This window comes from Sphingomonas sp. GW821-FHT12D09, from assembly GCF_058807215.1.
Genome location: NZ_JBXAQL010000001.1, coordinates 1,991,538 through 2,016,314 on the forward strand (window position 1 = coordinate 1,991,538; position 24,777 = coordinate 2,016,314).

Annotated in this window: 26 protein-coding genes; 13 read left to right on the forward strand and 13 right to left on the reverse strand. The window is 66.6% G+C overall.

Annotated features, from left to right (window positions below):
• Nucleotides 1-44 precede the first annotated feature (44 nt).
• The 11 genes from AC1RPL_RS08990 to AC1RPL_RS09040 all read right to left on the reverse strand — a co-directional run bounded on the left by AC1RPL_RS08990 (nt 45) and on the right by AC1RPL_RS09040 (nt 8,224).
• Nucleotides 45-395: a HesB/IscA family protein gene (locus AC1RPL_RS08990; protein WP_493068899.1), complete on the reverse strand. Its 351-nt coding sequence runs from the start codon at nt 393-395 to the stop codon at nt 45-47.
• A complete protein-coding gene (locus tag AC1RPL_RS08995) occupies nt 395-871 on the reverse strand; it encodes an SUF system Fe-S cluster assembly protein (protein WP_493068900.1) in 477 nt (158 codons plus the stop codon). The genes AC1RPL_RS08990 and AC1RPL_RS08995 overlap by 1 nt, the downstream gene beginning before the upstream one ends.
• On the reverse strand, nt 868-2,079 hold the full coding sequence (locus tag AC1RPL_RS09000; protein ID WP_493068901.1) for a cysteine desulfurase: 1,212 nt from the start codon (nt 2,077-2,079) through the stop codon (nt 868-870). Before AC1RPL_RS09000 ends, AC1RPL_RS08995 begins: the two co-directional genes overlap by 4 nt.
• A 154-nt stretch (nt 2,080-2,233) precedes the next feature.
• On the reverse strand, nt 2,234-3,316 hold the full coding sequence (locus AC1RPL_RS09005) for a SufD family Fe-S cluster assembly protein (protein WP_493068902.1): 1,083 nt from the start codon (nt 3,314-3,316) through the stop codon (nt 2,234-2,236).
• Nucleotides 3,313-3,696: a hypothetical protein gene (locus tag AC1RPL_RS09010; protein WP_493068903.1), complete on the reverse strand. Its 384-nt coding sequence runs from the start codon at nt 3,694-3,696 to the stop codon at nt 3,313-3,315. The genes AC1RPL_RS09005 and AC1RPL_RS09010 overlap by 4 nt, the downstream gene beginning before the upstream one ends.
• Nucleotides 3,693-3,992, reverse strand: a complete 300-nt coding sequence (locus AC1RPL_RS09015) for a hypothetical protein (protein ID WP_493068904.1) — start codon at nt 3,990-3,992, stop codon at nt 3,693-3,695. The genes AC1RPL_RS09010 and AC1RPL_RS09015 overlap by 4 nt, the downstream gene beginning before the upstream one ends.
• Nucleotides 3,989-4,732: a Fe-S cluster assembly ATPase SufC gene (gene sufC / locus AC1RPL_RS09020; RefSeq protein ID WP_493068905.1), complete on the reverse strand. Its 744-nt coding sequence runs from the start codon at nt 4,730-4,732 to the stop codon at nt 3,989-3,991. The genes AC1RPL_RS09015 and sufC overlap by 4 nt, the downstream gene beginning before the upstream one ends.
• Nucleotides 4,733-4,740: 8 nt before the next feature.
• Nucleotides 4,741-5,346, reverse strand: a complete 606-nt coding sequence (locus tag AC1RPL_RS09025) for a hypothetical protein (RefSeq protein WP_493068906.1) — start codon at nt 5,344-5,346, stop codon at nt 4,741-4,743.
• Nucleotides 5,343-6,806, reverse strand: a complete 1,464-nt coding sequence (sufB, locus tag AC1RPL_RS09030; protein ID WP_493068907.1) for a Fe-S cluster assembly protein SufB — start codon at nt 6,804-6,806, stop codon at nt 5,343-5,345. The genes AC1RPL_RS09025 and sufB overlap by 4 nt, the downstream gene beginning before the upstream one ends.
• Nucleotides 6,806-7,243 carry an SUF system Fe-S cluster assembly regulator gene (locus tag AC1RPL_RS09035; protein WP_493068908.1) on the reverse strand — a complete coding sequence of 146 codons (438 nt, stop codon included), beginning with the start codon at nt 7,241-7,243 and terminating at the stop codon, nt 6,806-6,808. Before AC1RPL_RS09035 ends, sufB begins: the two co-directional genes overlap by 1 nt.
• A 69-nt stretch (nt 7,244-7,312) precedes the next feature.
• On the reverse strand, nt 7,313-8,224 hold the full coding sequence (locus AC1RPL_RS09040; protein WP_493068909.1) for a DUF6597 domain-containing transcriptional factor: 912 nt from the start codon (nt 8,222-8,224) through the stop codon (nt 7,313-7,315).
• Nucleotides 8,225-8,495: 271 nt separating this feature from the next.
• Here AC1RPL_RS09040 and AC1RPL_RS09045 point away from each other — a divergent pair, with 271 nt between their 5' ends.
• From AC1RPL_RS09045 to AC1RPL_RS09055, 3 genes are all read left to right on the forward strand, one after another.
• Nucleotides 8,496-9,470, forward strand: coding sequence for a quinone-dependent dihydroorotate dehydrogenase (locus tag AC1RPL_RS09045; RefSeq protein WP_493068910.1), 975 nt, complete (start codon nt 8,496-8,498; stop codon nt 9,468-9,470).
• A gap of 181 nt (nt 9,471-9,651) precedes the next feature.
• Nucleotides 9,652-11,370, forward strand: coding sequence for a gamma-glutamyltransferase (gene ggt, locus AC1RPL_RS09050; RefSeq protein WP_493068911.1), 1,719 nt, complete (start codon nt 9,652-9,654; stop codon nt 11,368-11,370).
• 39 nt (nt 11,371-11,409) lie between these two features.
• Nucleotides 11,410-13,194 carry an AMP-dependent synthetase/ligase gene (locus AC1RPL_RS09055; protein ID WP_493068912.1) on the forward strand — a complete coding sequence of 595 codons (1,785 nt, stop codon included), beginning with the start codon at nt 11,410-11,412 and terminating at the stop codon, nt 13,192-13,194.
• Between the two features lie 209 nt (nt 13,195-13,403).
• Here the strand turns inward: AC1RPL_RS09055 and AC1RPL_RS09060 are convergent, their stop codons facing one another.
• Entirely contained in the window at nt 13,404-16,298 is a 2,895-nt protein-coding gene (locus tag AC1RPL_RS09060) for a M16 family metallopeptidase (RefSeq protein WP_493068913.1), read from the reverse strand.
• 411 nt (nt 16,299-16,709) lie between these two features.
• Here AC1RPL_RS09060 and AC1RPL_RS09065 point away from each other — a divergent pair, with 411 nt between their 5' ends.
• From AC1RPL_RS09065 to miaB, 10 genes are all read left to right on the forward strand, one after another.
• Entirely contained in the window at nt 16,710-17,540 is an 831-nt protein-coding gene (locus tag AC1RPL_RS09065) for an aspartyl/asparaginyl beta-hydroxylase domain-containing protein (RefSeq protein ID WP_493068914.1), read from the forward strand.
• Nucleotides 17,541-17,589: 49 nt separating this feature from the next.
• A complete protein-coding gene (locus AC1RPL_RS09070) occupies nt 17,590-17,859 on the forward strand; it encodes a hypothetical protein (protein WP_493068915.1) in 270 nt (89 codons plus the stop codon).
• Between the two features lie 297 nt (nt 17,860-18,156).
• Nucleotides 18,157-18,729, forward strand: a complete 573-nt coding sequence (locus AC1RPL_RS09075) for a NifU family protein (protein WP_493068916.1) — start codon at nt 18,157-18,159, stop codon at nt 18,727-18,729.
• 29 nt (nt 18,730-18,758) lie between these two features.
• Entirely contained in the window at nt 18,759-19,352 is a 594-nt protein-coding gene (locus AC1RPL_RS09080) for a malonic semialdehyde reductase (RefSeq protein ID WP_493068917.1), read from the forward strand.
• Nucleotide 19,353: 1 nt separating this feature from the next.
• A complete protein-coding gene (gene tsaB / locus AC1RPL_RS09085; protein WP_493069111.1) occupies nt 19,354-19,983 on the forward strand; it encodes a tRNA (adenosine(37)-N6)-threonylcarbamoyltransferase complex dimerization subunit type 1 TsaB in 630 nt (209 codons plus the stop codon).
• Nucleotides 19,980-20,456, forward strand: a complete 477-nt coding sequence (locus tag AC1RPL_RS09090; protein ID WP_493068918.1) for a GNAT family N-acetyltransferase — start codon at nt 19,980-19,982, stop codon at nt 20,454-20,456. Before tsaB ends, AC1RPL_RS09090 begins: the two co-directional genes overlap by 4 nt.
• A gap of 109 nt (nt 20,457-20,565) precedes the next feature.
• The gene (locus AC1RPL_RS09095) at nt 20,566-20,979 is read left to right on the forward strand and encodes a Ros/MucR family transcriptional regulator (protein WP_493068919.1); all 414 of its coding nucleotides are present in this window, start codon (nt 20,566-20,568) and stop codon (nt 20,977-20,979) included.
• A gap of 104 nt (nt 20,980-21,083) precedes the next feature.
• Nucleotides 21,084-21,506: a Fur family transcriptional regulator gene (locus AC1RPL_RS09100; protein ID WP_180142660.1), complete on the forward strand. Its 423-nt coding sequence runs from the start codon at nt 21,084-21,086 to the stop codon at nt 21,504-21,506.
• Nucleotides 21,507-21,627: 121 nt separating this feature from the next.
• Nucleotides 21,628-22,389, forward strand: coding sequence for a lysophospholipid acyltransferase family protein (locus AC1RPL_RS09105; protein WP_493069112.1), 762 nt, complete (start codon nt 21,628-21,630; stop codon nt 22,387-22,389).
• 55 nt (nt 22,390-22,444) lie between these two features.
• Complete coding sequence (miaB, locus tag AC1RPL_RS09110) at nt 22,445-23,779, forward strand: tRNA (N6-isopentenyl adenosine(37)-C2)-methylthiotransferase MiaB (RefSeq protein WP_493068920.1); 1,335 nt, start codon at nt 22,445-22,447, stop codon at nt 23,777-23,779.
• A 6-nt stretch (nt 23,780-23,785) separates the two neighbouring features.
• On the opposite strand, the gene AC1RPL_RS09115 is transcribed toward miaB, so the two are convergent.
• Nucleotides 23,786-24,709, reverse strand: a complete 924-nt coding sequence (locus AC1RPL_RS09115; protein WP_493068921.1) for a phosphatase PAP2 family protein — start codon at nt 24,707-24,709, stop codon at nt 23,786-23,788.
• Between the last annotated feature and the right edge of the window lie 68 nt (nt 24,710-24,777).

Sequence of the window (24,777 nt, forward strand, 5' to 3'; positions counted from 1 at the left end):
CGTCCTTCGCGGGGATAACGGGCGTTACCGGCAAGGCGCTCGGCCTAGACCGTAAAGCTCTCCCCGCACCCGCAGCTGCCCTTGGCATTGGGGTTCTGGAAGGTGAAGCCGGCAGTGAAGTCGTCTTCCACCCAGTCCATGGTCGAGCCGATCAGGTACAGGATCGAGCTGCCGTCGACATAGAAAGTGCCGCCAGGCGTCTCGATCTTCTCGTCGAACGGCTTGGCCTCGGTGACGTAATCGACCGAATAGGCCAGGCCCGAACAACCGCGCCGCGGGGTCGAGAGCTTGATGCCCACCGCGCCCTCGGGTGCCTTGGCCATCAGGTCGGCGATACGCTGCTCGGCCGAGGGCGTGAGATTGAGCGCAGCGGGGCGTTCACGGACGCTGGCCATCACAGCATCCCCAGTTCGAGCTTGGCGTCGTCGGTCATCTTCTGCGGGTCCCAGGGCGGATCCCAGACGAGATTGACTTCGGCATGGCCGATCCCCGGCACCGAGCCGACGCGCAGCTCGACTTCGCCGGGCATCGATTCCGCCACCGGGCAGTGCGGCGTGGTCAGCGTCATCTGCACCGCGGCATGGCCATCGGCGGTGATGTCGACGCCGTAGATCAGGCCGAGATCATAGATGTTCACCGGGATCTCGGGATCATAGATCTCCTTGAGCGCCGTGATCACGGCCTCATAGAGCTCGCCGCCCGGCTCGGTGCCCGACAGCGATTGCGGCTTTTGCGACAGGAAGCCGGAGAGATAGTCGCGCTTGCGCTCGAACGTCTCGCCCACACCCTCGCTCACGTCTTCGACGCGCGCCTTGGGCGGGGCCGCTACGGCCTGCACTTCCTCGACTTCGATCTTACGCTCTTCGTTCACCCGAAAATCCTCGTGACCCGTTCTATCCCAGCGACCAGCGCGGCGATATCGTCCGCGCCGTTATACACCCCGAAGCTTGCCCGCGCGGTGGCGGGCACGCCCAGCGCATCCATCAGCGGCTGGGCGCAATGGTGCCCGGCGCGGATCGCGACATTGCCTTCGTCCAATATGGTGGCGACGTCGTGCGGGTGCACCCCCTCCACCGCGAAACTGACGATGCCGGCGCTGTCCTCGGGGCCGAACAGCCGCACCGAGTTGAGCTGCGACAGCGCCTCGCGTGCCTGGGTGACGAGCGCGGCCTCATGCGCATGGATGCGCTCCAGCCCAATGCTCGCGACATAATCGATTGCGGCATGCAGGGCGACCACGCCTACGATATGCGGCGTCCCGGCCTCGAACCGGCCCGGCGGCGGGGCGTAAGTGGTCTTCGCGAAGGTCACCCGGTCGATCATCGATCCGCCGCCCTGGTAGGGCGGCATCGCGTCGAGCAAGTCATAGCGCCCCCAGAGCACGCCAATGCCGGTCGGGCCGTAGAGCTTGTGGCCCGACATCACATAGAAGTCGCAGCCGATCTCGGCGACGTCGACGGGCATGCGCGGCACGGCCTGGCAGCCGTCGAGCAGGATCTTCGCACCGACCTTGTGCGCCAACTGCGTCGCGCGCTTGGCGTCGAGCACCGATCCCAGCACATTCGAGACATGCGCCAGCGCCACCAGCTTGTGGCGCTCGGTGAGCATCGCCTCCATTGCGTCCAGATCGATGCGCTGGTCGGCGGTGAGCGGCACCACGTCGATCTCTGCGCCGACCCGCTCGGCGACCATCTGCCAGGGCACGATGTTCGAATGATGCTCGAGCGTGGAAAGCAGGATGCGGTCGCCGGCCTTGAGCTGCGTCGCCGCCCAGCACTGCGCGACCAGGTTGATCCCCTCGGTCGCGCCGCGGACGAAGACGACTTCGTTCTCCGCACCGCCGAGAAACCGCGCCACCCGCTTGCGCGCCGCCTCATAGGCGAGCGTCATGTCGGCCGAGCGCTGGTACACCCCGCGATGCACGGTAGCATAAGTCTCGCCGTACGCGCGGTTGATCGCGTCGAGCACCGGCTGCGGCTTCTGCGAAGTCGCCGCGGTGTCGAGATAATGCCAGCCCGGCGGGATCGCCGGGAAATCGGCGAGCAGGTCGAGGGGGCGGGTGTCGGTTGCCACACTCATTTCGCCATCTCCCGCACCGCAAAGTGAAGGGAGTCGAGGCAAATCATTTCACTTTGCCCGAGCCGCCCGGCACCGCTTCGAACAAGGGCGCAAAGGGGCGTCGACTGAAACATAAGCAGAACATGTGGGGTGCCGGTCGGTGTTTGCAAGCGTGTCACAGCGCGCCCTCCAGCCACGCATCCGCGTCCGCCGCAAAGGCTTCGCGCACCGCATCCTCGCCGATCCGGGCCATCGCATCCGCCACGAAGGCGCGGGTGAGCAGCGCGGTGGCCCGGCTTTCGTCGATGCCGCGGCTCTGCAGGTAGAACAGCGCCATGCGGTCGAGCTCGCCCACCGTGGCGCCGTGCGCGCACTTCACGTCGTCGGCGAAGATCTCGAGCTCGGGCTTCAAATTCACCGTAGCGGTGCGCTGGAGCAGCAGGCCGCGCAGCGACTGTTCGCCATCCGTCTGCTGCGCGCCGCGCGCCACTTCGACGCGTGCGGCCAGGCTAGCGGTCGACTTGTCCGCCGCCACCGCTCGCCACAGCTGGCGCGACGTGCCTTCGATATTCTCGTGACGCACCGTCACCGCGGCTTCCTGGCGCAGCGCCCCCGAAGTAAGCAGCGCGCCGCCCATCTCGGCGAAGCCGCCCTTGCCGGTCACGACCAGCGAACCGTCGATCCGGCTGCCCATGCCGCCGGCGCCGAGGAACACCGAGACCAGGCTCGCCGCTTCGCCGATTTCCGCTTCCTCGCGCAACGACACGAAGCCTTCGGACTGCAACAGCCGCACCGAGCGCATCAACCGCGCCCCACGCTCGAGGCACAGGATCGCCAGCCGGTTGGCCCAGCCGACGCCCGCATAGGTCTCGACCACGCTTGCCACCGCATCCTCGGCCAGCATCATCCGCGCCGGCACGTGGCTTTCGCCGCCGGTACCGAGATGGACGATCTGGATCGACGTCGCGGCATGTTCCTTGCCGAGATGCAGCGACCAGCCCTCGCCATCGGTGAGGCTGCCGAGCGGATGGTCGGTCGTCGCCAGCTGCTGCGTCACCTGCACCGGGCCCGGCCTGGAATGCGCGGGCTCGAAGCGGCCATCGACGAACAGCAGCCGCGGCCCTTCGATGTCGAGGAACAGGCTGGCAGGATCGATACCGGTCTCACGCTGCGGCGCCTCGGCCGCGGCCTTGAGCGCCCCCATGTCGGCCCAGCGCCATTCCTCCTGGCGCGGCGTGGGGAGTTCGAGCAAGGTCATGCGCCAACCTTCCGTGCCGCGACGCGCTTGTCGGCAAGTTCGCCGATCATAGCCTCGCGCTTGGCCATTACACAGGCGCCGAGCGCCTGGTTGAGTTCTGTCGTCTTCGCCGCGCGGTCCTGCGCGCTGATGCCCTTGGCGCGCGTCGCCTCGAAGGCCGGCATGAATTGCGGCCAGCATTGCTCCATCGCCGTGCAGCCGATCCGATCGATCTCGGCATCGCCGGTCGATTGCTTGATCCTGCAGCTGGTGCTCTTCTTGCCGAAATCGATCTTCGCCCGCCACGTCTTGAGTTTCTGGCCGATCACTACGATTTCCTGCGCGGCGTCGGAATCGGGTGCCGTCTGCATGGCCAGCGCGAGCGCGAGTGCGAGCATCACTGGCCGGCCCTCCAGCTGCGCTTGAAGTCGGCGAGCAGCTCGGGCTTGCGCTTGTCGATGCAGCTTCGCACCGCCGCCTGCTCGCGCGCGCCCTCGCGGACGCACTGTGTGGCGGTGCGGCAAAGCTGCGCGTCCAGCTTCGCATAGCCGCTCGACGCGCTCAGCGCGCAGCCGAGCTTGCCGCCGGCGCCCTGGCTGACCGTCGCCGAGATCGCGGCGAGCCTGCGCCCGACGACCTCGATATTGAGTTCGTCCGCAGGCGCATCCTGGACCAGAAGGAGCAGGGCCAGGATCACGCGGCCACCGTCCCATAGCCTTCGCGCTCGAGCTCATGCGCCAGCTCGGGCCCGCCCGAGCGGACGATGCGGCCATCGGCCAGCACATGGACGAAGTCCGGCTGCACATAGTCGAGCAGCCGCTGGTAATGGGTGATCAGCAGCACGGCCTTGTCCGGCGCGCGCATGATCCGGTTGATCCCCTCGCCCACTGCCTTGAGTGCATCGATGTCGAGGCCCGAGTCCGTCTCGTCGAGGATCGCCAGCTTGGGCGCGATGATCCCCATCTGGACCATCTCGTTGCGCTTCTTCTCGCCACCCGAAAAGCCGACATTCACCGGGCGCTTGAGCATTTCGATGTCCATGCCCAGCGCCTCGGCCTGGGCCCGCGCGAGCTTCAGGAACTCGCCGCCCGACAGCGGCGTCTCGCCGCGCGAGCGGCGCTGGCTGTTGAGCGCCTCGCGCACGAACTGGAGGTTGGAGATGCCGGGGATCTCGACCGGATACTGGAAGCCGAGGAACAGGCCCGCCGCAGCGCGCTCATACGGTGCCAGCTCGAGCAGCTCCTGCCCGTCGAAGCTGACGCTGCCGCCGGTCGCTTCATAGCCCGGGCGTCCGCCCAGCACATAGCCGAGCGTCGACTTGCCGGCGCCGTTCGGCCCCATGATCGCGTGCACTTCGCCCGCGTTCACTTCGAGGCTCAGGCCCTTGAGGATTTCCTTGCCGTCGATTTCGGCGCGGAGGTCGGTGATCTTCAACATTGCGTCATTCATTCCTTGGGCGCGAAAATGGGGCCCTTGTCGGTATCGTCGCGCGGCTTGTCGTTGCCGTTGGTGAAGCGCACCACCGGCCCGTCCGAAGCAGGGTTCACCGGCGGCGCGATCTTCTTGACGCGCTGGCGCTCGGTCTCGCGGCTTTCCTCGCCATTCTCGTTCGGCCCGATGATGCTGGCGGACAGCACCGGCTTGGGCTGGACCAGCTTGGGCAGCTCGAAGATCGCCGGCTTGCCCGCGGCCGGCGACGTGGCGGCGCCGGGCGCACCGATCGTCGCGGCCTGGTCGAGCACGGTCATCTCGGCGCAGTCGGTCACTTCGTCGGCGGTCTTGGCGTAGCAGATCGGCGTCGCCTGGCAGGCGGTCGTGTCGCGCCGCTGGCTGCCGCTTGAGACCATCACCCGGCAATTGCGCAGGCGCCCGTCGGCGCCCTTGTCGAACAGCATCATGGTGCGCCCGAAGCTGGCGCGCACGACGATCTGGGCATCGTCCTCGACGGGCGCGGCGACGGCCTGGGTGGCGGGGACGTCCTGGACGCGCGCGGCCTCGGCTGGAACCGTCTGGATCGACGAGAAGAGAAGAAGGACGGCGGCGAGGATCACCCGACGCTGCCCTCCAGGCTGATCCCCAGCAGCTTCTGCGCCTCGACGGCGAACTCCATCGGCAGCTGCTGCAGCACTTCCTTGGCGAAGCCGTTGACGATCAGCGCCACCGCGGCCTCCTGGTCGAGCCCGCGCTGCATCGCGTAGAACATCTGGTCCTCACTGATCTTCGAGGTGGTCGCCTCATGCTCGATCTGCGCGGTCGGGTTCTTCACTTCGATGTACGGCACGGTGTGTGCCCCGCACTGGTCGCCTAGCAGAAGCGAATCGCACTGCGTGAAGTTGCGGACATTCTCGGCGCCGGCATTGACCAGCACGCGGCCGCGATAGGTGTTGTCGCTGCGCCCCGCCGAGATCCCCTTCGAGACGATCGTCGAGCGGGTGTTCTTGCCGATGTGCAGCATCTTGGTGCCGGTATCGGCCTGCTGGCGGCCATTGGTCACGGCGACCGAGTAGAACTCACCCACCGACCCGTCGCCCTTGAGCACGCAGCTCGGGTACTTCCAGGTGATCGCGCTGCCGGTCTCGACCTGAGTCCACGACACCTTCGAGTTCTTCCCCTCGCACAAGGCGCGCTTGGTCACGAAGTTGAAGATGCCGCCGACGCCGTTCTCGTCGCCCGGATACCAGTTCTGCACCGTCGAGTACTTGATCTCGGCATCGTCGAGCACGACCAGCTCGACCACGGCGGCGTGGAGCTGGTTCTCGTCGCGCATCGGCGCGGTGCAGCCCTCGAGATACGACACGTACGCGCCCTTGTCCGCGACGATCAGCGTGCGCTCGAACTGGCCGGTATTCTCGGCATTGATCCGGAAATAGGTGCTCAGCTCCATCGGGCAGCGCACGCCTTCGGGCACATAGACGAAGGTGCCGTCCGAGAAGACCGCCGCGTTCAGCGCCGAGAAGAAATTGTCGCGCACCGGCACGACCTTGCCGAGCCACTTCTTCACCAGCTCGGGATATTCGCGGATCGCTTCGCTGATCGAGCGGAAGATGACGCCCGCTTCCTCCAGCTCCTTGCGGAAGGTAGTGGCGACCGAGACGCTGTCGAACACCGCGTCCACCGCGATCTTGCGCGCGCCTTCGACCCCGGCGAGCACCTTCTGCTCCTCGATCGGGATGCCGAGCTTCTCATAGGTCCGCCGGATCTCGGGATCGAGATCGTCGAGGCTGTTGATCGTCTTCTTCTGCTTGGGCTCGGCGTAGTAATACGCATCCTGGTAATCGATATGGGGGATCTGCAGCTTCGCCCACTCCGGCAAAGTCATCTCCTGCCAGATGCGGAACGCCTTCAGGCGCCAGTCGAGCATCCATTCGGGCTCGTTCTTCTTGGCCGAGATGTAGCGGACCGTGTCCTCGCTCAGCCCCTTGGGCGCGAACTCCTGCTCGACGTTCGAGGCGAAGCCCCATTCATACTTCTTGTTGGCGGCTGCGAGCGCCTCGGCATTCTTGGTGGCCATCAGGCAATCTCACTCACATTTGCGCTCACACCGGCGCCACTCAAACTGGCGAGGCTCACCCCCGCGAGCGCGCCCTTTACAGCGCCGTTCACGACATTCCAGTGCGGCTTCACCCGGCACGTCTCCTCGACGCAGCAATCATGCTTGCCGCCATCGACGCACGCAGTGAGCGCGATCGGCCCCTCCACTGCCTCGACGATGTCAGCCAGCGTGATCGCCGCGGCCGGACGGGCGAGGCGGAAGCCGCCGCCGGTGCCGCGCGCGCTCTCGATCAGCCCGGCGGCGGAGAGCTTGCTGACCAGCTTCTGCACGGTGGGAAGCGGCAGTCCCGTCTCCTCGGCGAGCTGCGTCGCGTTGAGCCGGCACGTCGCACCACAATGGCGCGCCGCGGCGGACATCATCACGACGGCATAGTCGGCAAGGCTGGAGAGCTTCACACCGTTCCTTCGCTGGCCCGGGGGGACCGGGCTCAATCGGACAAAATCGTTCCGATTGCGCAGATGGGCTCAGCGGCGGCGAAGGTCAACCGATTCGGGGATCACGTCGGGCAGGAAATGGAAGGTCTCGTTGTCGAGCGTCACCGCGAGCACCGGGTCGATGCCCGCGCGCAGCGAGGTCGGGGTGTGGCCGGTGAAGTGGCGGACCTCGTTGATCATGTGCGACTGGTCCGAGAAGGGCTCGACCACTTCGTCCACCGACGCGCCCTGGTAGAGGCGCATCGCCGCACCGATCGCGCGGAACTTGCGCTTCAGATGCGCCGGCGACCCGGCGAAATAGTCCTTGCACAGCCGCTGCACCTGGCGCTCGCCGATGTTCGAGCTCTGGCGGATGCGCGCATAGAGATCGTCGATCGTCGGATCCTTGGTCGCCGCCCATTCGCGCACGGCGCGCAGGAAGATCAGGTGCGCCTTGGGCACCGGCTTCACTTCGTACTGGCGCAGCTTGAGCAGCGGTTCGATCGCCTCGACCATCTCGTCGAGCGTGTCCATCTTGTGGAGGCGTTGCCACAGCATCGGCGCCTGCTCGCAGAACAGCTTCTCGCCATCGATGATGTGGTCGGTGACCTTATAGGCCGGGATGCCGATCAGCGCCTTCCAGCCGATCGCGCGCAGCGACACGCCGAAGCAGTGGAACGGCCCGCGGATGCGATACTGCGCGGCGGCGGTGCCTGGGCCGTTGATCATCACCTTCTTGGTCGGCTCGGAGCGGCCGTCGGGGAAGATCACTTCGCCCTCGCCCTTGATCACGAAGCGCAGCTGCCCCAGATCGACGCGCTCGATCCCCTCGATATCGTCCGCGTCGTGGCGATAGAGATAATAGGATTCGACGTGCGGCAGCAGCGCGCCTTCCGCCTTGCGGAAGTCGATCTGTGGCCGCGGATCGCGGTCATTTTCTGCGGCCGGCTGGGCCGTCGTCATCCTGGGTGCGCCCCGCATATTTCGCCCTGTAGATCCGAGTGCTTCCCCTCCTCGGATTCTCTTTTCTTGGTGCAAATATACCGGATAGTCGGCGAATAGAAAAGTGGCCCGGCCAGCCGAAGCTGGACCGGGCCAAAAGGAAAGGGTTCCCCCATAAAGCGGAAACCCCTCGGGTCGCAGATCCGAACTAGCCGGGCCCCTGTCACGGGTATTGGAAGGAATCGACATACGCAGCTTTACGGAGGGAAAATCCGATGCGAAGGCCATGCCCATGGCCTATACCCTCCGTTCCGCGCTGTTCGCGCTCGATGCCGAAAAGGCGCACCGCGCCGCGATCCGCGCGCTCGCGCTATGGGGCTCGGTCGGCACCGCTTTTAGAACCGAAATGGTGCAATCGCCGATCCAGTTGGCAGGCCTGACCTTTCCCAACCGAATCGGGCTCGCCGCCGGGCTCGACAAGGATGCCGAGGCCATCCCCGGTCTGTTCGCGCTTGGTTTCGGCGCAGTCGAGGTCGGCACGCTCACTCCGCGCCCACAGCCCGGCAACCCCAAGCCGCGGCTGTTCCGACTGGTCGAGGACGAAGCGGTGATCAACCGCATGGGCTTCAACAATGGCGGGATCGACGCAGCGCTTGCCCGCATCGCGAAGCTCGGTCCGCAAAAGGGCGTGCTCGGCATCAATGTCGGCGCCAACAAGGACAGCACCGACCGCGTCGCCGATTACGCGCTGGGCGTGACCAAGGCGGCGGCCCGCGCCGATTACATCACGATCAATGTCAGCTCGCCCAACACGCCGGGCCTGCGCGACCTGCAATCGCGTCCCGCGCTCGACGAGCTGCTCGCCGCCGCCGATGCCGCGCGTGCGGGCACCCCGATCTTCCTCAAGGTCGCTCCCGATCTCGACCGCGCCGGGCTGGAAAGCGCGATCCAGGCGGCGCTCGACAATCATATCGATGCGCTGATCGTCTCCAACACGACGATCTCGCGCCCGCCGCTTCGCTCCGCGCATGCGGGCGAGGCAGGCGGCCTGTCGGGCAAGCCGCTCACCATGCTGGCGCGCGAGAAGCTGATCGAAGCCGCGGAGATCGCCGCCGGCGCGCTGCCGCTGATCTCGGCCGGCGGGATCGACGGGCCGGACGAGGCGAAGCGCCGCATCGATGCGGGCGCCACGCTGGTCCAGGTCTATTCGGCGCTGGTGTTCAAGGGGCCGGGGCTTCCCCGCGCGATCGCGAAGGCGCTGGCTTAGACTCCCCTTCCGCTTGCGGCAGGCGTCGGGGGAGGGCCTGAAATGCGATAGGGAGGGACGTCCCCTCCCCTAGCCCCTCCCGCAGGCGGAAGGGGGACAAGCTTCGCCCATGCCAGGCCGGCATAGCCCCACACCCCCTCCCCGCTTGTTGACCGGCCCACCTGCCGCTACGGCTTGGCACATGAAGAAGCTGTTCCTGCTGTTCGCGTTCCTGTTCACGCCGGTCGCGGCGTCCGCACAGGGAGTGGTGAGCGCCGCGGATCCCCGCGCTGCCGCCGCCGGTACCGAAATCCTGCGCGAAGGCGGCAGCGCCACCGATGCGGCGATTGCGACGATGCTCGCGTTGAACGTGGTCGAGCCGCAGAGCGCCGGCATCGGCGGCGGTGCCTTCATGCTCCAGTACAATGCCAAGACCGGCAAGATCCGCACCGTCGACGGCCGCGAGGCCGCGCCGATGGCCGCGACCGATCACTGGTTCTACGGCCCCGACGGCCAGCCGCTCGACCATAGGGCCGCAGTACCCGGCGGGCGCAGCGTCGGCGTGCCCGGCACGCTGCGCGCGATGGCGCTGGCGCATGCCCGTGGCGGCAAGCTGCCCTGGGCCAAGCTGTTCGAGCCTGCGATCAAGCTGGCCCGCGACGGCTTCGACGTCTCGCCCCGCCTCGCCAATGCGCTGCGCAGCTATGCCCCGCATGTCGATGCCGGCGTTCGCGCCATCTATTATGGCACCGACGGGACTCCGCTCGCTATGGGTGCGCATGTCACCAACCCCGCCCAGGCCGCGCTGCTCGAGCGCGTCGCGAAGCTCGGCCCCGACAGCTTCTATGTCGGCCCGCAGGCAGCGAAGCTCGTCGCCGCGGTCAACAACGCCGCCCGCAATCCGTCGAAGATGACGACCGGCGACCTCGCCTCTTATGCCGCCAAGGACCGCCCGGTGCTGTGCGGCAAATATCGCGGCTACAAGATCTGCTCGATGGGCCCGCCCTCCTCGGGCGGCGTCACCGTGCTGATGATCCTGGCGCAGCTCGAGCGCTTCGACATGGCGAAGCTCGGCAAGGACAATCCGGTGTCCTGGCACCTCTTCGCCGAGAGTTCGCGCCTCGCTTATGCCGACCGCGACCTCTATGTCGGCGATCCGGATTATGTGCAGGTGCCGATCGCCGGCCTGCTCGACCGTAGCTATCTCGCCAGCCGTTCGGCACTGATCAACCCGGACAGCTCGATGCCGAAGATTGCCGCCGGCCTGCCCCCGGGCGCGCCGAAGCGCGTCAAGTCGCAGAGCCAGGAAGTGCATGGCACGACATCGCTCTCGGTGGTCGATAGCGCCGGCAACATCGCCCAGGTCACCACCACGATCGAGAGCCCGTTCGGATCGGGCCTGTCGGTGGACGGCACGATGCTCAACAACGAGCTCACCGATTTCGACATCGTGCCCGAGAAGGACGGCTATCTCGCCGCCAACCGGGTCGAGGGCGGCAAGCGCCCGCGCAGTTCGATGGCGCCGACGATCGTCTATGGCCCGGACGGCAAGGTCCGCCTAGCGGTCGGCGCGGCCGGCGGCTCGACGATCATCGCCCAGGTCTCCAAGGCGATCATCGGCGTGATCGACTGGAAGCTCTCGGCGCAGGACGCGATCGGGCTCGGCCTGCTCTACGCGCCCGGCGCGGTGGCCACCGCCGAGAAGGGCACCCAGCTCGACGCGATGATCCCGGCGCTCAAGGGCCTAGGCGAGAACGTCCAGTCGGCACCGCTCGGCCTCAAGGCGAATGCCGTCGAGCGCGTCAAGGGCGTCTGGACCGGCGGCGCCGATCCGCGCAGCGAAGGCGTGGTGATGGACCAACAGGGCAAGACGACCGTTATTCAGCGCGTGGGCGCGCAGCCGAACCGGCCGTCGGAATAAGCGGGACGCTCCAAAGGGGCGCCCGGACTAGGAGTGGGAATGCGCAAGCTCGAACGTTTCGACAATCTCGTACAGATGTTCTTCGTGCGAGCGAAGGAGAAGGGCGACGCGCCCTTCCTGTGGAACAAGGCCGGCGGCAAGTGGCAGCCGACCAGCTGGAACGAAGCCGCGCGACAGGTGGCGAGCCTGTCGGCAGCGCTCACTGCGCTCGGCCTCAAGCGCGGCGACCGGGTGATGCTGGTTTCCGAGAACCGCCCCGAATTCTGCATCAGCGACCTGGCGATCATGGCGGCGGGCTGCGTGACCGTGCCGACCTACACGACCAATACCGAGCGCGATCACCAGCACATCATCGAGAATTCGGGCGCCTGCGCGATCATCGTCTCGAACACCAAGCTGGCCAAGACGCTGCTCCCCGCCGCGATCCGCGCCTCTTCGGCCCGGATGATCATCGGCATCGACGAGGTCCGCGTGGCGCAGCAGGGCAGCCTGGAGTTCCATGACTGGAACGAACTGATCGCCAGGCACGACACGGATCCGCGCGGCCTCTCCTGCACCTTCCGCCGCGAGGACCTGGCCTGCATCATCTACACCAGCGGCACCGGCGGCTCCCCGCGCGGCGTGATGCAGCACCACGGCGCGATCCTGTGCAACGTCGAGGGCTGCTGCACCGTCATTTCGGAGGATTTCGGCTGGGAGGACGAAGTGTTCCTCTCCTTCCTCCCGCTCTCCCACGCCTATGAGCATACCGGCGGGCAATATTTCCCGATCGGGCTCGGCGCGCAGATCTATTATTCCGAAGGGCTGGAGAAGCTCGCCTCGAACATCGAGGAAGTCCGCCCGACGCTGATGGTCGTCGTCCCCCGCCTGTTCGAAGTGCTGCGCACGCGCATCGTAAAGCAAGTCGAGAAGCAGGGCAATTTCGCCAATTTCCTGCTCGACAAGGCGGTGGCGATCGGCGCCCGCAAGGCAGCGGGCAATTCGGGGATCGGCGATTTGCCGATGAACCTGCTCCTGGGCGCCACGCTCAAGCCCAAGCTCTCGAAGAAGTTCGGCGGACGGATCAAGGCGATGGTCTCGGGCGGCGCACCGCTCAACCCCGAGGTCGGCATCTTCTTCCAGAGCCTCGGCATCACCTTCCTGCAGGGCTATGGCCAGACCGAAGCCGCGCCGGTGATCTCGTGCAACCGCCCCAAGGCGGGCCTCAAGATGGACACGGTCGGCCCGCCGCTGGACGGCGTCGAGGTCCGCATCGCCGAGGATGGCGAGATCCTGGTCCGCGGCGAACTGGTCATGCACGGCTATTGGCGCAACGAAGAGGAAACCAAGCGTGTCCTCAAGGACGGCTGGCTCCACACCGGCGATATCGGCCTGATCGACGCCAAGGGCCGCATCCAGATCACCGACCGCAAGAAGGACATCATCGTCAACGACAAGGGCGACAATGTCGCGCCCCAGAAGGTCGAGGGCATGCTGACGCTGCAGCCCGAGATCGTCCAGGCGATGATCGCCGGCGACAAGAAGCCCTACATGTCCGCGGTGATCGTCCCCGATCCCGAATGGACCGCAGAATGGTGCGCGCGCTCCGCGACGCCGTGCAACTTCAGGGACCTCTCCCACGACCCCGATTACAAGGCGGCGCTCGCCCATGCCGTGGAGCGCGTGAACAAGGACCTGTCGGTGATCGAGCGCGTCCGCAAGTTCATCGTCGCCGACGCGCCGTTCACCATCGAGAACGAGCAGCTGACGCCGAGCCTCAAGATCCGCCGGCATGTGCTGAAGGTGGCCTATGGCGAGCGGCTGGACGCGCTGTACCGACCGTAGAGGAGCAGGCGACCAGCCCCCTCTTCTTCGTCATGCTGAACTTGTTTCAGCATCCAACCCTCCCCCGGCGATATCGCTTGAGGCGCGTTGGACCCTGAAACAAGTTCAGGGTGACGGCGGAATTTGCAGCCGGGTCAGCACACTAGGCCACCAAAGGAAAAGGCCGGGGCTCTCACCCCGGCCTTTCCTTTTTCATCGAAGCCGAAGCCTTACTTCTTCTCCGGCACCACCTGGAGCGACCAATCCTTGTCCGGGCGCAGATACTTCATCGCCAGGCCCTGCACGTCCGCCGGGGTCACCAGCGAATAGTCCTGGGCCAGCGTCTCGACGCTCGCGATGCGGGCGGGATCATAGGTGCCGCCCTCGACCAGCCGCATCCAGAACATGTTGCCCGACGACATGCGCAGGATCTGCTGCTTGAGCGGCGTGATCGCGCGGTTGAGTTCGTCGGCCTCGATCGGCTTGGCGACCAGGTCGGCCGCGATGCCGCGCACCAGCGTGAAGAAGAAGTCGACCTTGTCGGGCGGGACCATGCCGAGCGCGATGATCTTGCCGCCCGCCGGCAGGCCGAACGGCCATGCGCTCGCCACCTGCGGCGAATAGCTGGCACCCGCCTGGCTGCGCAGCTGGTCGAGCAGCCGGTCGCGGAACACCGCGGCGAGCACTTCGAGCTTGCGGCTCTCGCTGATCCCGCCATCGGCCGTGCCGCCACCGGTCGGCCAGGCGATCACCGCCGCGGCCTGGTTGGGCTGGCCCTTGTGGGTCAGCGTCACCGGCGTCGCGACATGCGCGGGGAATTCGACCGGGGCGAGCGGCGCCTTGCTGGCGACACGCGGCTTCAGCGCACCGAAAGTCGCAGCGACTGCCTTGACGGTCGCCTCGGCATCCATGTCGCCGAACACTTCGACTTCGATCGGCCCGCTCGCGAGCAGCGGCTCCCAGAACTTGCGGAAGCTCGCCGGCGTCGTCGCCTGGATCGTCGCCTGGGGCGGGATGCCCCAGCGCGCATCGCCATTGTGGAGGAGCCGCTCCAGATCGCGGTTGAGCACCGCGTCCGGCGATGCGGACAGCCCGGCATAGGAGGAAAGCGTCGCCACCTTGGCGCGCTGTACCGGGTTCGGGTCCCAGGCCGGCGCGGCGAGCTTCACCGCGAGCAGCTTGAGCTGGTCGAGCAGATCGTCCTTGGTGGTCTGCGCCTTCAGCGTGAAGGCATCGTCGTCCACGTCGAAATTGGCGCCGATCTGGCGGCGGCCGGTGAGCGCGTCGAGCTCCTCCTGGCCATATTTGCCGAGACCGCTCGCCATCAGCGCGCCCTCGCCGGCCCAAGCCGGCGTCTGCGCCGTATTGGAGAAGCCCGAAAGCCCGCGGCCGAAACGCACGTTCACATAGACCTTGCCGGTCTCCGACGGATCCTGGCGGATGAGCAGCGTGACGCCGTTCGAAAGCACCAGCTTCTCGATGCCGGTGCCGGGCAGGATAGCCTCGCGAGTCACCACCTTGCCGGGTATGCCGAGCTTGGGCAGCGCATCGAAGCTGACATTGCCGACCAGCTTGCGCTTGGCGTTCGCCGCGACATTGGCCTCGAGCGCCGCAGCCACCTTGGTGGTGATCGCCGCATCAGGCGTGTGGAGGTTGACCATGGCGCGGGTCGCCGTGCCCTCGAACACCTTCTTGGACGAAGCGAGCACCGTTGCGGGGGTGAACATCTTGCCGTCCACCGCGCCCTTGAAGATCGCGTAGGAGAATTCGGGCGTCGTCACCGTCTCGTTGATGTCGACTGCCTCGGCGAGATCGTCGGCCAGCTTGGCTCCGGCCTCGACCGGCGCGGTGTTGATCCGCTGCTTCATCGAGGCTTCGATCTCGGCCACTTCGCGGTCGATCTCGGCCTGGGTCGGCGGCGTCGCCTGGGCATCGGCGATCACTGCGCGCACGTCGCGCAGCGCCGCTTCCCAGTCGTCGCCGACGGGGAGCACCTGCACCGTGGTGATGTTGGCCGAACGCGCGATATCGCTCAGGTCCGCGCCGGCGGCGATGAAGGTACCGCCCGAGCGCGCCCGGGTCTCGAGCCGCCGGTTGATGATGCGGATCGCGACCAGGTCGATCATCCGCTTCTGGTTGAAGATCACCGTATCGCCATCGACAGTCCAGGGGCGGACGATCGCCATGGTGGTGAGCACCGGCAGCGCAGGCTCGACGATGCTGGCAGCGACCGGCTTGCCTTCGACGGGCTTGCCGAAATCGGGGCTCGGCACGGCGGGGCCGACGCCCTTCCAGTCGGAGAAATGCTTGATCACCATCTGCTCGAGCAGCGCCGGATCGACATCGCCGCTGACGATGACGGTGGCGCGCTCGGGGCGATACCAGCGGTCGTGGAAGGCCTGGACCGTCGCGGGGGTGCCGCCGGTCAGCGTCTCCACCGTGCCGATCGGCTCGCGCTGTGCGACCAGCTGGCCGGCGAACATCAGGTCGAGCATCATGTCCTGCATCCGCACCTGCGGGCCCGGCTGTTCGCGCTGCTCGGCGAGCACCACCGGCCGCTCGGAATCGAGGATCTTCTGGGTGATCTCGGGGCCGGACATCATGCCCGCCAGGATCTTGAAGCTCTCGTCCAGCCCCTGCGGCGTCGCCATCGGCAGGTCGAGCTTGTAGGTCGTCGCGGTGAAGGTCGTGCTCGCGTTCGAATCGGAGCCGAAGGTCACGCCGAGCCGCTGCCAGATACGCTTCGATTCGCCGTCCGGCACGTGCACCGATCCGCGGAACGACAGATGCTCGAGAAGATGCGCGAAGCCACGTTCGCTGTCGGTCTCCATCAGCGAGCCGACATCCATCCGCACGCGCACCGAGACCTGGCCCGGCGGCACGCCGTTCTTGCGGACGGCATAGCGCACGCCGTTGGGCAGCCGCCCGAATTTCCAGGCATCGTCATGGACGAGGTCGCTCTTCTCGTAGAGCCACGGATCCCTGGCGGTCTGCACCGGCCGGCCCACCGTCTGCGTGTCGGTCACGCCCGGCGGGTTGGTATTGGTCTGCGCCTGGGCCGGCAGAACCGGCAGAACTAGGGCGAAGGCAAGAAGGGCGAGCGGTACGCGCTGGAAGGGGTGCATAGAGGTCCATCTAAGGGCGAAGGCTCCCGCATGCCAGCGCGAACCTTTCCGCCACATGTACGGACTTCTTCTCCCTCTTCCCTTGTGGGAGAGGGAGGGAGCCGACGTAGTCGGCGGAAGGGTGAGGGGGACAGAGGTGCGTGTCTCACTCCCCCTCATCCTTCCCACGCGGCTGCGCCTCACGGGCCCCTTCCTTCTCCCACAAGCGGACAAGGAGTGAAGGGCATGTCCTCCGCAATCCCGAGCGCCAAATGTCACGATGTCGCCTTCTCGCGCCGCGGCAGGGCCATGTTTCCGACCAATCGCCCGGCTAGTCGAAGGGGGTGCGGGCGCAGACTCGCCGTCGAACAGGTGGTGCAACAAGCAAGGTCAAGGACAGTGAAGGTCGAGCCGAGCGCTGGGGGCAGCGCAATGTGGCGGGACGCGGGCGAAATCGAACCCGCCCAAGCACGCGAGATGATCCCCGATCTGACGATGATGTCCGGCGCGACGATGCCGGATGCGCCGCTGCGCGCCGACCGCGACCGTCCCTTCCTGATCAAGCACGGCAAGCATCTGCGCGGGCTCTTCGACCGGTTCATCGCCCGTTTCTCGCTGGTCCCCAACGATCCCGTGCTCGACGTGCGCGACTTCGCCTGGACCCAGGCGCTGCGGGCGAACTGGCAAGCGATCCGCGCCGAGGCGATCGCCGCCGCCTTCGACCAGCATATCGCCCCATCGCTCTCGATGATCTCGCCCGATCACCGCGCGATCGCGCCGATGCACAAATGGCGCAGCTTCTTCCTCTACGGCTATGGCTATTTCGTGCAGGAGAATCTCGATCGCTGCCCGGTTACCACCCAGCTGGTCGAGGCGATCCCGGGGCTCAACAGCGCCTTCTTCTCAATCCTGGCGCCGGGCACGCACATCCCCGCGCACCGCGGCGTCACCAAGGGACTGATCACCTGCCATCTCGGCCTGATCGTCCCGCGCGACGGCGATGCCCGCATGCGGATCGACGACCGTGTCGTCCGCTGGGCCGAGGGCGAGACTTTGGTATTCGACGATACCTATGATCACGAAGTGTGGAACGATACCAGCGGCACCCGAATCGTCCTGCTCATCCAGTTCCGCCGGCCGCTGCGCGGGCCAGGCAAATGGTTCGCCGACAAGTTCCTCGCCTGGATCCGCCGCTCGGCCTTCGTCCAGGATGCGCGCACGAACCTGACCCGCTGGAACAGCGTGGTCAATTCGACCAATTGAATAGCGCTGCCCCCGCGCCCACATGCGGCGGCGAAAAGGAGCTGCCGACATGGCTACCAACAACGCCAAGGCCTGGGCCGAACTCAAGCGCATGTTCGTCTGGATCGCGCTCGCCGGCGTAGTGATGGTCATCGGCGCGCTCTGGTATCTCTCGCTTTACGATGCGCTCTATCCTTCCGCCATCGCGGCGACGGTCGGCGGCGTGTTCATCTCGACGCTTCTGGGCTGCGGCCTGTTCGCCGCCGCCTTCTTCAGCGACAAGAGCGGCCACGACCAGAGCGTGACCGACGCGACGACGCATGACGACGCGCAGGGCTGAGACCTGCCCCGCCCCGCGAAAGGCAGGCCCGTCACCCTACGCCGTCATCCCCGCGAAGGCGGGGATGACGGCGTAGCTTGGGATATTCGATGCAATTGAACAGGGGATAGTCGGACAGGTCAGGACGATCCGCGCGCGCTTGGCCCCTTGGCTCTGGATCCCCGCCTTCGCGGGGATGACGGGGTAAGGTGCGGCCGCGGCGTCAAGGGTGACGGTTTGGATATTACGCACCCGAGGAAACCTTTCGTTTCCCCCTTCCAGCTTGATCCGTGACCTCCAAGCGCCCAAATGGCGCCTATGCTGATCGAGACGGAAGCCACGCCCAACCCGGCGACGCTCAAATTCCTGCCCGGACGCCCGGTGATGGAAGCGGGCACGCGCGACTTTGCGAGCCCTGAGGAGGCGGAGGCCTCGCCGCTCGCCGAGGCACTATTTACTCTGGGTGATGTGACCGGCGTGTTCTTCGGCCGCGACTTCATTTCGGTGACCATCGGCGCCGGTGCCGAGTGGCGCGACGCCAAGCCCGATGTGCTCGGCATCCTGCTCGACCATTTCTCCGCCAACATGCCGCTGTTCCGCGCCGCCTCGGCGGGCTTCAGCGTTCCGGCCGAGAGCGCCGATTTCGGCGACAATCCCGAAGACGCCGAGATCGTCGAGCAGATCAAGGAACTTATCGAGACCCGCGTCCGCCCGGCCGTCGCCAATGACGGCGGCGACATCATCTATCGCGGGTTCGACCAGGGCAAGGTCTACCTCCAGATGCAGGGCGCCTGCGCCGGCTGCCCCAGCTCGACCGCCACGCTCAAGAACGGCATCGAGCAGCTGCTCAAGCATTATGTTCCCGAAGTCACCGAAGTCCGGGCCGTCTGAGCCCAATCGCCAACGAAAGGACTGTTCAAATGGCCCAACCGCTCGATGACGCGGCGCTGGATACGATCTTCCGTACCGCGCGCAGCTATAACGGCTACACCGACGCCCCGGTGACCGAATCCGACATCCGCAGCATCTACGAACTGCTGAAATGGGGCCCGACCTCGGCCAACAACCAGGCCGCGCGCTTCGTGTGGGTGACCACGCCCGAGGCCAAGGAAAAGCTCGCGGCGCTGTCGAGCAGCACCAATGCCGACAAGATCCGCAAGGCGCCCGCCACGGTGATCATCGGCATGGACCTGGCGTTCAACGAGCAGCTGCCCTGGCTCTTCCCGCACGCGCCGACCGCCAAGGACTGGTTCCCGAGCGAAGAGATCCGCTACACCCACGCCTTCCGCAACTCGTCGCTGCAAGGCGCATACCTGCTGATCGCCGCCCGCGCGCTCGGCTTCGACACCGGCCCGATGTCGGGTTTCGACAACGCCAAGGTTGACGAGGCGTTCTTCGCGGACCAGCCGGGCGTGAAGTCCAACTTCATCGCGACGCTGGGACATGGTGACCCCTCCACCATCTTCGACCGTCTTCCGCGCCCCGAATTCGAGCAGTTCAATCGCGTCCTCTGATCTGACACTCGTCATCGAGACTGCGACCGCCGCCTGTTCGGTAGCGCTGCTCAATGGGACGACAATGCTGGCCGCAGCCCATGAAGTCGTGGGTCGCGGCCATGCCGAGCGGCTCGTCCCGATGATCGCGTCGCTGCCCGGTGAAGGTCGGGCGGCACGCATCCTGGTCGATGTCGGCCCGGGCAGCTTCACCGGCGTGCGCGTGGGGCTAGCCGCCGCGGTCGGCCTGTCGATCGGCTGGGGCGTGCCCGTGCAAGGCTATTCCTCGCTCGCCCTCCTCGCCGCCGCCGGCTTTGCCACCGATCCGGGTAGTACCCAGCTTGCCGTGGTGCTCGAAGGCGGGCACGGTGAGGTGTTCATGCAGGCGTTCCACTCCCAGCCTTTCGCCGAAGACGGGCCGTTCCGCTCGCTCGCCCCCGCCGCCGCGCTCGATGCGCTGGCCGGCCGCCCCGCGCTCGGCAGCGGCGTGCGCCACCTCGCCGCGCTCGCGGACGGCCTCGACCTGCGCGAGACCCTGCCCGCCGCCGCGGACGCCCGGCTGCTCCCGTCCGACTTCACGACGCTTCCCGCCCGCCCGATCTATGGCCGCGCCCCCGATGCCAAGACGCTCGCCGAGCGGGGCCTGGCATGAGCAGCACGCTCAATATCGTCGAGCTGCGCGAAGGCGGGTCGCAGGACCTGCAGAGCGTCGGCACGATCATGCAGGAAGCATTCGACGCGCGCTATGGCGAGGCGTGGACCAGCGCCCAGTGCCTGGGGATGCTCTCGCTTCCCGGCGTGTGGCTGGTGATCGCCAGCGTCGATGGCCGCGACGCCGGCTTCGCGCTTGCCCGCGTGATCGCCGACGAAGTGGAGCTCCTCCTCCTCGCCACCCACCCCGCCGCACGCCGCCGCGGCATCGCCGGAGCACTGCTTCGCGCCGTCATCGATGAAGCGCGCGGCCGCAGAGTCGTTCGTATTCATCTGGAGGTACGGTCAGGAAACGATGCCGTATGGCTCTACCGTCGCGAAGGATTTGAAAAGGTCGGCGAACGCCGGGAATATTATCGGGGACGTAGCGGCCAGTTGTTCGACGCCCATACCTATGCACGGGATCTCGACTGAGACTTGCGGGTATTTGCAAGATTGATCTTGCGTTTGATCCGAAATGGTCCGATAGATTCTTCGCAGAGGGCAACTTATAGTCACTCCCGATCGGGTCGAAAGGAAAAAAATGGAAGCGCGCACTGAGATTGATGAAACGCTTGTTACATTGACGGCGGATATTGTTGCAGCACATGTCAGCAACAACAGTGTGTCGGTTTCCGACCTTGCCACTCTCATCCAGAACGTGCACGGCGCGCTCTCGGGTCTTGGCCGCACTGTTGCCGAGCCTGAAGTGAAGCAGGAGCCGGCGGTTTCCATCCGCTCGTCGGTGAAGCCCGACTTCATCGTCTGCCTGGAAGACGGCAAGAAGCTGAAGATGCTGAAGCGCCACCTGATGACGCATTATCAGATGACCCCCGAGCAGTACCGCGCCAAGTGGAACCTGCCGGCCGATTATCCGATGGTCGCTCCGAATTATGCCGAGCAGCGCCGCACCCTGGCGAAGAAGATCGGCCTGGGCACCAAGCGCCGCAAGCGCTGAGCCCCGACAGCCTGAAAACCGAAAGGCCGGTCCGGATTGCTCCGGGCCGGCCTTTTCGTTGCTGGCATCTTCCAACTTGGCCCCGTTGACGTTACATCCCGCGCATGGGCCGTAAGATCGATCTCGAAGCGCTGTGCCACGAAAAGGGCCTGCGCATTACCGAACAGCGCAAGGTTATTGCGCGCGTGCTTTCCGATGCCGAGGATCATCCGGACGTCGAGAAAGTCTATGAGCGCGCCTCCGCGATCGATCCGGGCATCTCGATCGCCACGGTCTATCGCACCGTGCGCCTGTTCGAAGAGGCCGGCATCCTCGACCGCCATGATTTCGGCGATGGCCGCGCCCGCTACGAGCCGGCGCCCGAGGCGCATCACGATCACCTGATCAATGTCGAGACCGGCGAAGTGATCGAGTTCGTCGATCCCGAGCTCGAGCAGCTGCAGAAGCAGATCGCCGAGCGGCTGGGCTTCCGTCTGGTCGATCACCGGATGGAGCTCTACGGGGTCACGCTCGACCGCAAGAGCTGAGGTGCCGGGCACGCAGGAGAACCGGGCCGAACGCGCCGCGCGCCGCCGCGAAGAGGCGACGCAGGGTATCGACGCACCGCTGACCTTCACCGAACAATGCCGCATCTGGGCGCGCGTCGCGATGCTGGTGCTGGCGGTGCTGTTCTTCGTGCCGCTCCATTATCTCTTTCGGCTGTTCCGCCTGCCCTCGCCCTGGCCGCGCCATTTCCTCGGCACCGCGGCCCGGATCTGCGGCGCGCGCGTCCACCGCGTCGGCACGCACCTCAAGCGCGACGTCTTCTACGTCTCGAACCATCTCAGCTGGATCGACATCCTGGCACTCGGCGGCGCGAGCGGCACGGCGTTCATCGCCAAGGCCGAGATCCAGAGCTCGCCCGTGGTCGGCTGGCTCGCCGGGCTCAACCGCACCGTCTATGTGAAGCGCGAGAACCGCCTCGGCGTCGCCGAGCAGATCAACGAGCTGCGCGACGCGCTGGCCGAGACCTGGGCAGTCACCATCTTCCCCGAAGGCACCACCACCGACGGCAAGTCGCTGCTTCCGTTCAAGACGCCGATGCTGCGCGTGCTCGAGCCGCCGCCGCCCGGCGTGATGGTCCAGCCGGTGATGCTGAACTACGGCGCCGCCGCCGACGAGATCAGCTGGATCGGCCAGGAACGCGGCCTCAGCAACGCCAAGCGTATCCTGGCCCGCAAGGGCAGCTTCCGCCTCGACGTCCATTTCCTCGAACCCTTCCACCCCCGCGACTTCCCCGGCCGCAAGGTCATCGCCGCGGAAAGCCGCCGGCGGATCGAGGACGCTTTGGTGAAGGTGCTGGGCCAGCCGCTGCGCCCGTTCCGCTTCGCCGAGGAAGCGATCGGCTACAAGCCGAAGCCGGAAGCCTGACCCTAGAACTCCCCTCCCTTTCAGGGAGGGGTGTAAATCGGTATAGCCCCGCCAAATGAACGCCCCGAAAAACCCCAAGACCTTCCACGTCAAGTCGTTCGGCTGCCAGATGAACGTCTATGACGGCGAGCGCATGGCCGAGCTGATGGCCGCGCAGGGCATGACTGCCGCCGCCGAGGGCGAGGCCGCCGATCTCGTCGTGCTCAATACCTGCCACATCCGCGAAAAGGCGACCGAGAAAGTCTATTCGGACATTGGCCGCCTGCGGAAGGATGCCCGCCAGGCCGACCGGGCCGAGCCGATGATCGCGATAGCCGGCTGCGTCGCGCAGGCCGAGGGCGCCGAGATCGTCCGCCGCGCCAAGGTCGATGTCGTGGTCGGCCCCCAAGCCTATCACAACTTGCCCGAGCTGGTGGCCAAGGCCGCCAGCGGCCAGTCGATGCTCGACACCGACATGCCGGCGCTGAGCAAGTTCGGCGCGCTGCCCAGCCGCCGCAAGGTCGGCCCCACCGCCTTCCTCACCGTGCAGGAAGGCTGCGACAAGTTCTGCACCTATTGCGTGGTGCCCTATACCCGCGGCGCCGAGATCAGCCGGCCGTTCGCCGAGCTGGTTGACGAGGCGAAGGCGCTGGTCGATGCTGGCGCGCGCGAGATCACCCTGCTCGGCCAGAACGTCAACGCCTGGGACGACGAGGCCGGCACCGGCCTGCACGGCCTGATCCACGCGCTCGACCGGATCGAGGGCCTCGCCCGCATCCGCTACACCACCAGCCATCCCAACGACATGCGCGAGGGCCTGATCCGCGCGCATGCCGAGGTCGGGAAGCTGATGCCCTTCCTGCACCTGCCCGTGCAGGCCGGCAGCGACCGCATCCTGAAAGCCATGAACCGCTCGCACACGCGGGACAGCTACCTGAAGATCCTCGACCGCGTCCGTGCGGCGCGCCCGGACATTGCGCTGTCGGGCGACTTCATCGTCGGCTTCCCCGGCGAGAGCGACGCCGAGTTCGAGGAGACGCTGAGCCTGGTCGACGCGGTCGGCTATGCCCAGTGCTTCAGCTTCAAGTACAGCCCGCGCCCCGGCACGCCCGCGGCAGAGATGCGCGACGTCTTCATCGCCCCCGAAGTGATGGACGAACGCCTCCAGCGCCTCCAGGCCGCGCTCAACCGCGACCAGCTCGCCTTCAACCAGGCAACGATCGGCAAGGCCTGCGCCGTGCTGATCGAGCGCCAGGGCAAGCTTCCCGGCCAGATGCTCGGCAAGTCGCCCTGGCTCCAGTCGGTCTACCTGAACACCGATGCGAAGGTCGGCGACACGCTCGAAGTCGAGATCACCGGCGGCTATGGCAATTCGCTGACGGGCGTCGAGCGGGTGAAGGCAGCCGCCTGATCCGGCTCAGCCCAGCGCCGCGCGGCGTGGCGGGCTCAAGCGCAGGCGCATCGTCCGCAGCGCCGGCAGCCGGTGGGCGTTCACCACCGCGATTGCCAGCGCGATGCCGCCGATCACGTCGATCAGGTAATGCGTGCCCTGCACCGGCGTGACGAGCAGCATCGCCCCATTCACCGCCAGGCACGGCCAGCGCAGCCAGGCGAGCGGCCAGGCCGCCCAGATGAACAGCACCGCGGCGACCGCATGGAAGCTCGGAAAGGTGATCATGCCCGATAGCGAGGCGACATCGATCACGCGCATCTCGCCCGAGCGCAGCTGGTCGATCGCTGCCAGATGGCTGATGCCGGTGGCGGGCATATAGGGGATGTCGCTGCCGATATAATGTGCGAGCGCCGAGCGCGCCGGGCAGAAGCAGAAGATCGCCAGTGCAATGCCGAGCGCGATCCCGAACGCAGCGACGAGCGCGCGGGCACGCTCCGCTCGGCCAGAGAGCGCCAGCCCGGCCAGCACCACCATCGGCGAGAAGAAGATGCTCAGATAGGCAAGCTCGCCGATGCGCGCGAGCCATGGCCGCGCGGCGGTGAAGCGGTAGGCGGCAATCCAGTCGAACCCGAGCAGCTGGTCGATCCCGGCGAGGAACGCATCGGCCTGGCCAGTGGTCAGGCGGATCACCGCATAGCTGGCGAGCGCGCCCATCAGGCTGACCAGGGTCATCAGGCCCCAGCATTCGGCGAGCTCGGCCAGGCGCGCTTCCCGCATACTGCGCGCCCAGGGCCGGGCGAAGGCTCCGGCGATCGCGAGCAGCCCGAGCAGCATCGGCCGTGTCGCATGCGACGCATCGACACTGAGCTGCGCCGCGGCAAGCAACATCGCCAACAACGCCCCCGCAATCGCGACGCCGGCCCACAACGCCCCCCGAGAAACCCCCATGCCCCGCCTCCTCAAACTTGGCGGGATAAGACCTTGCAGTAATTGTTTAAGGAATGCTGTCCGCAGCG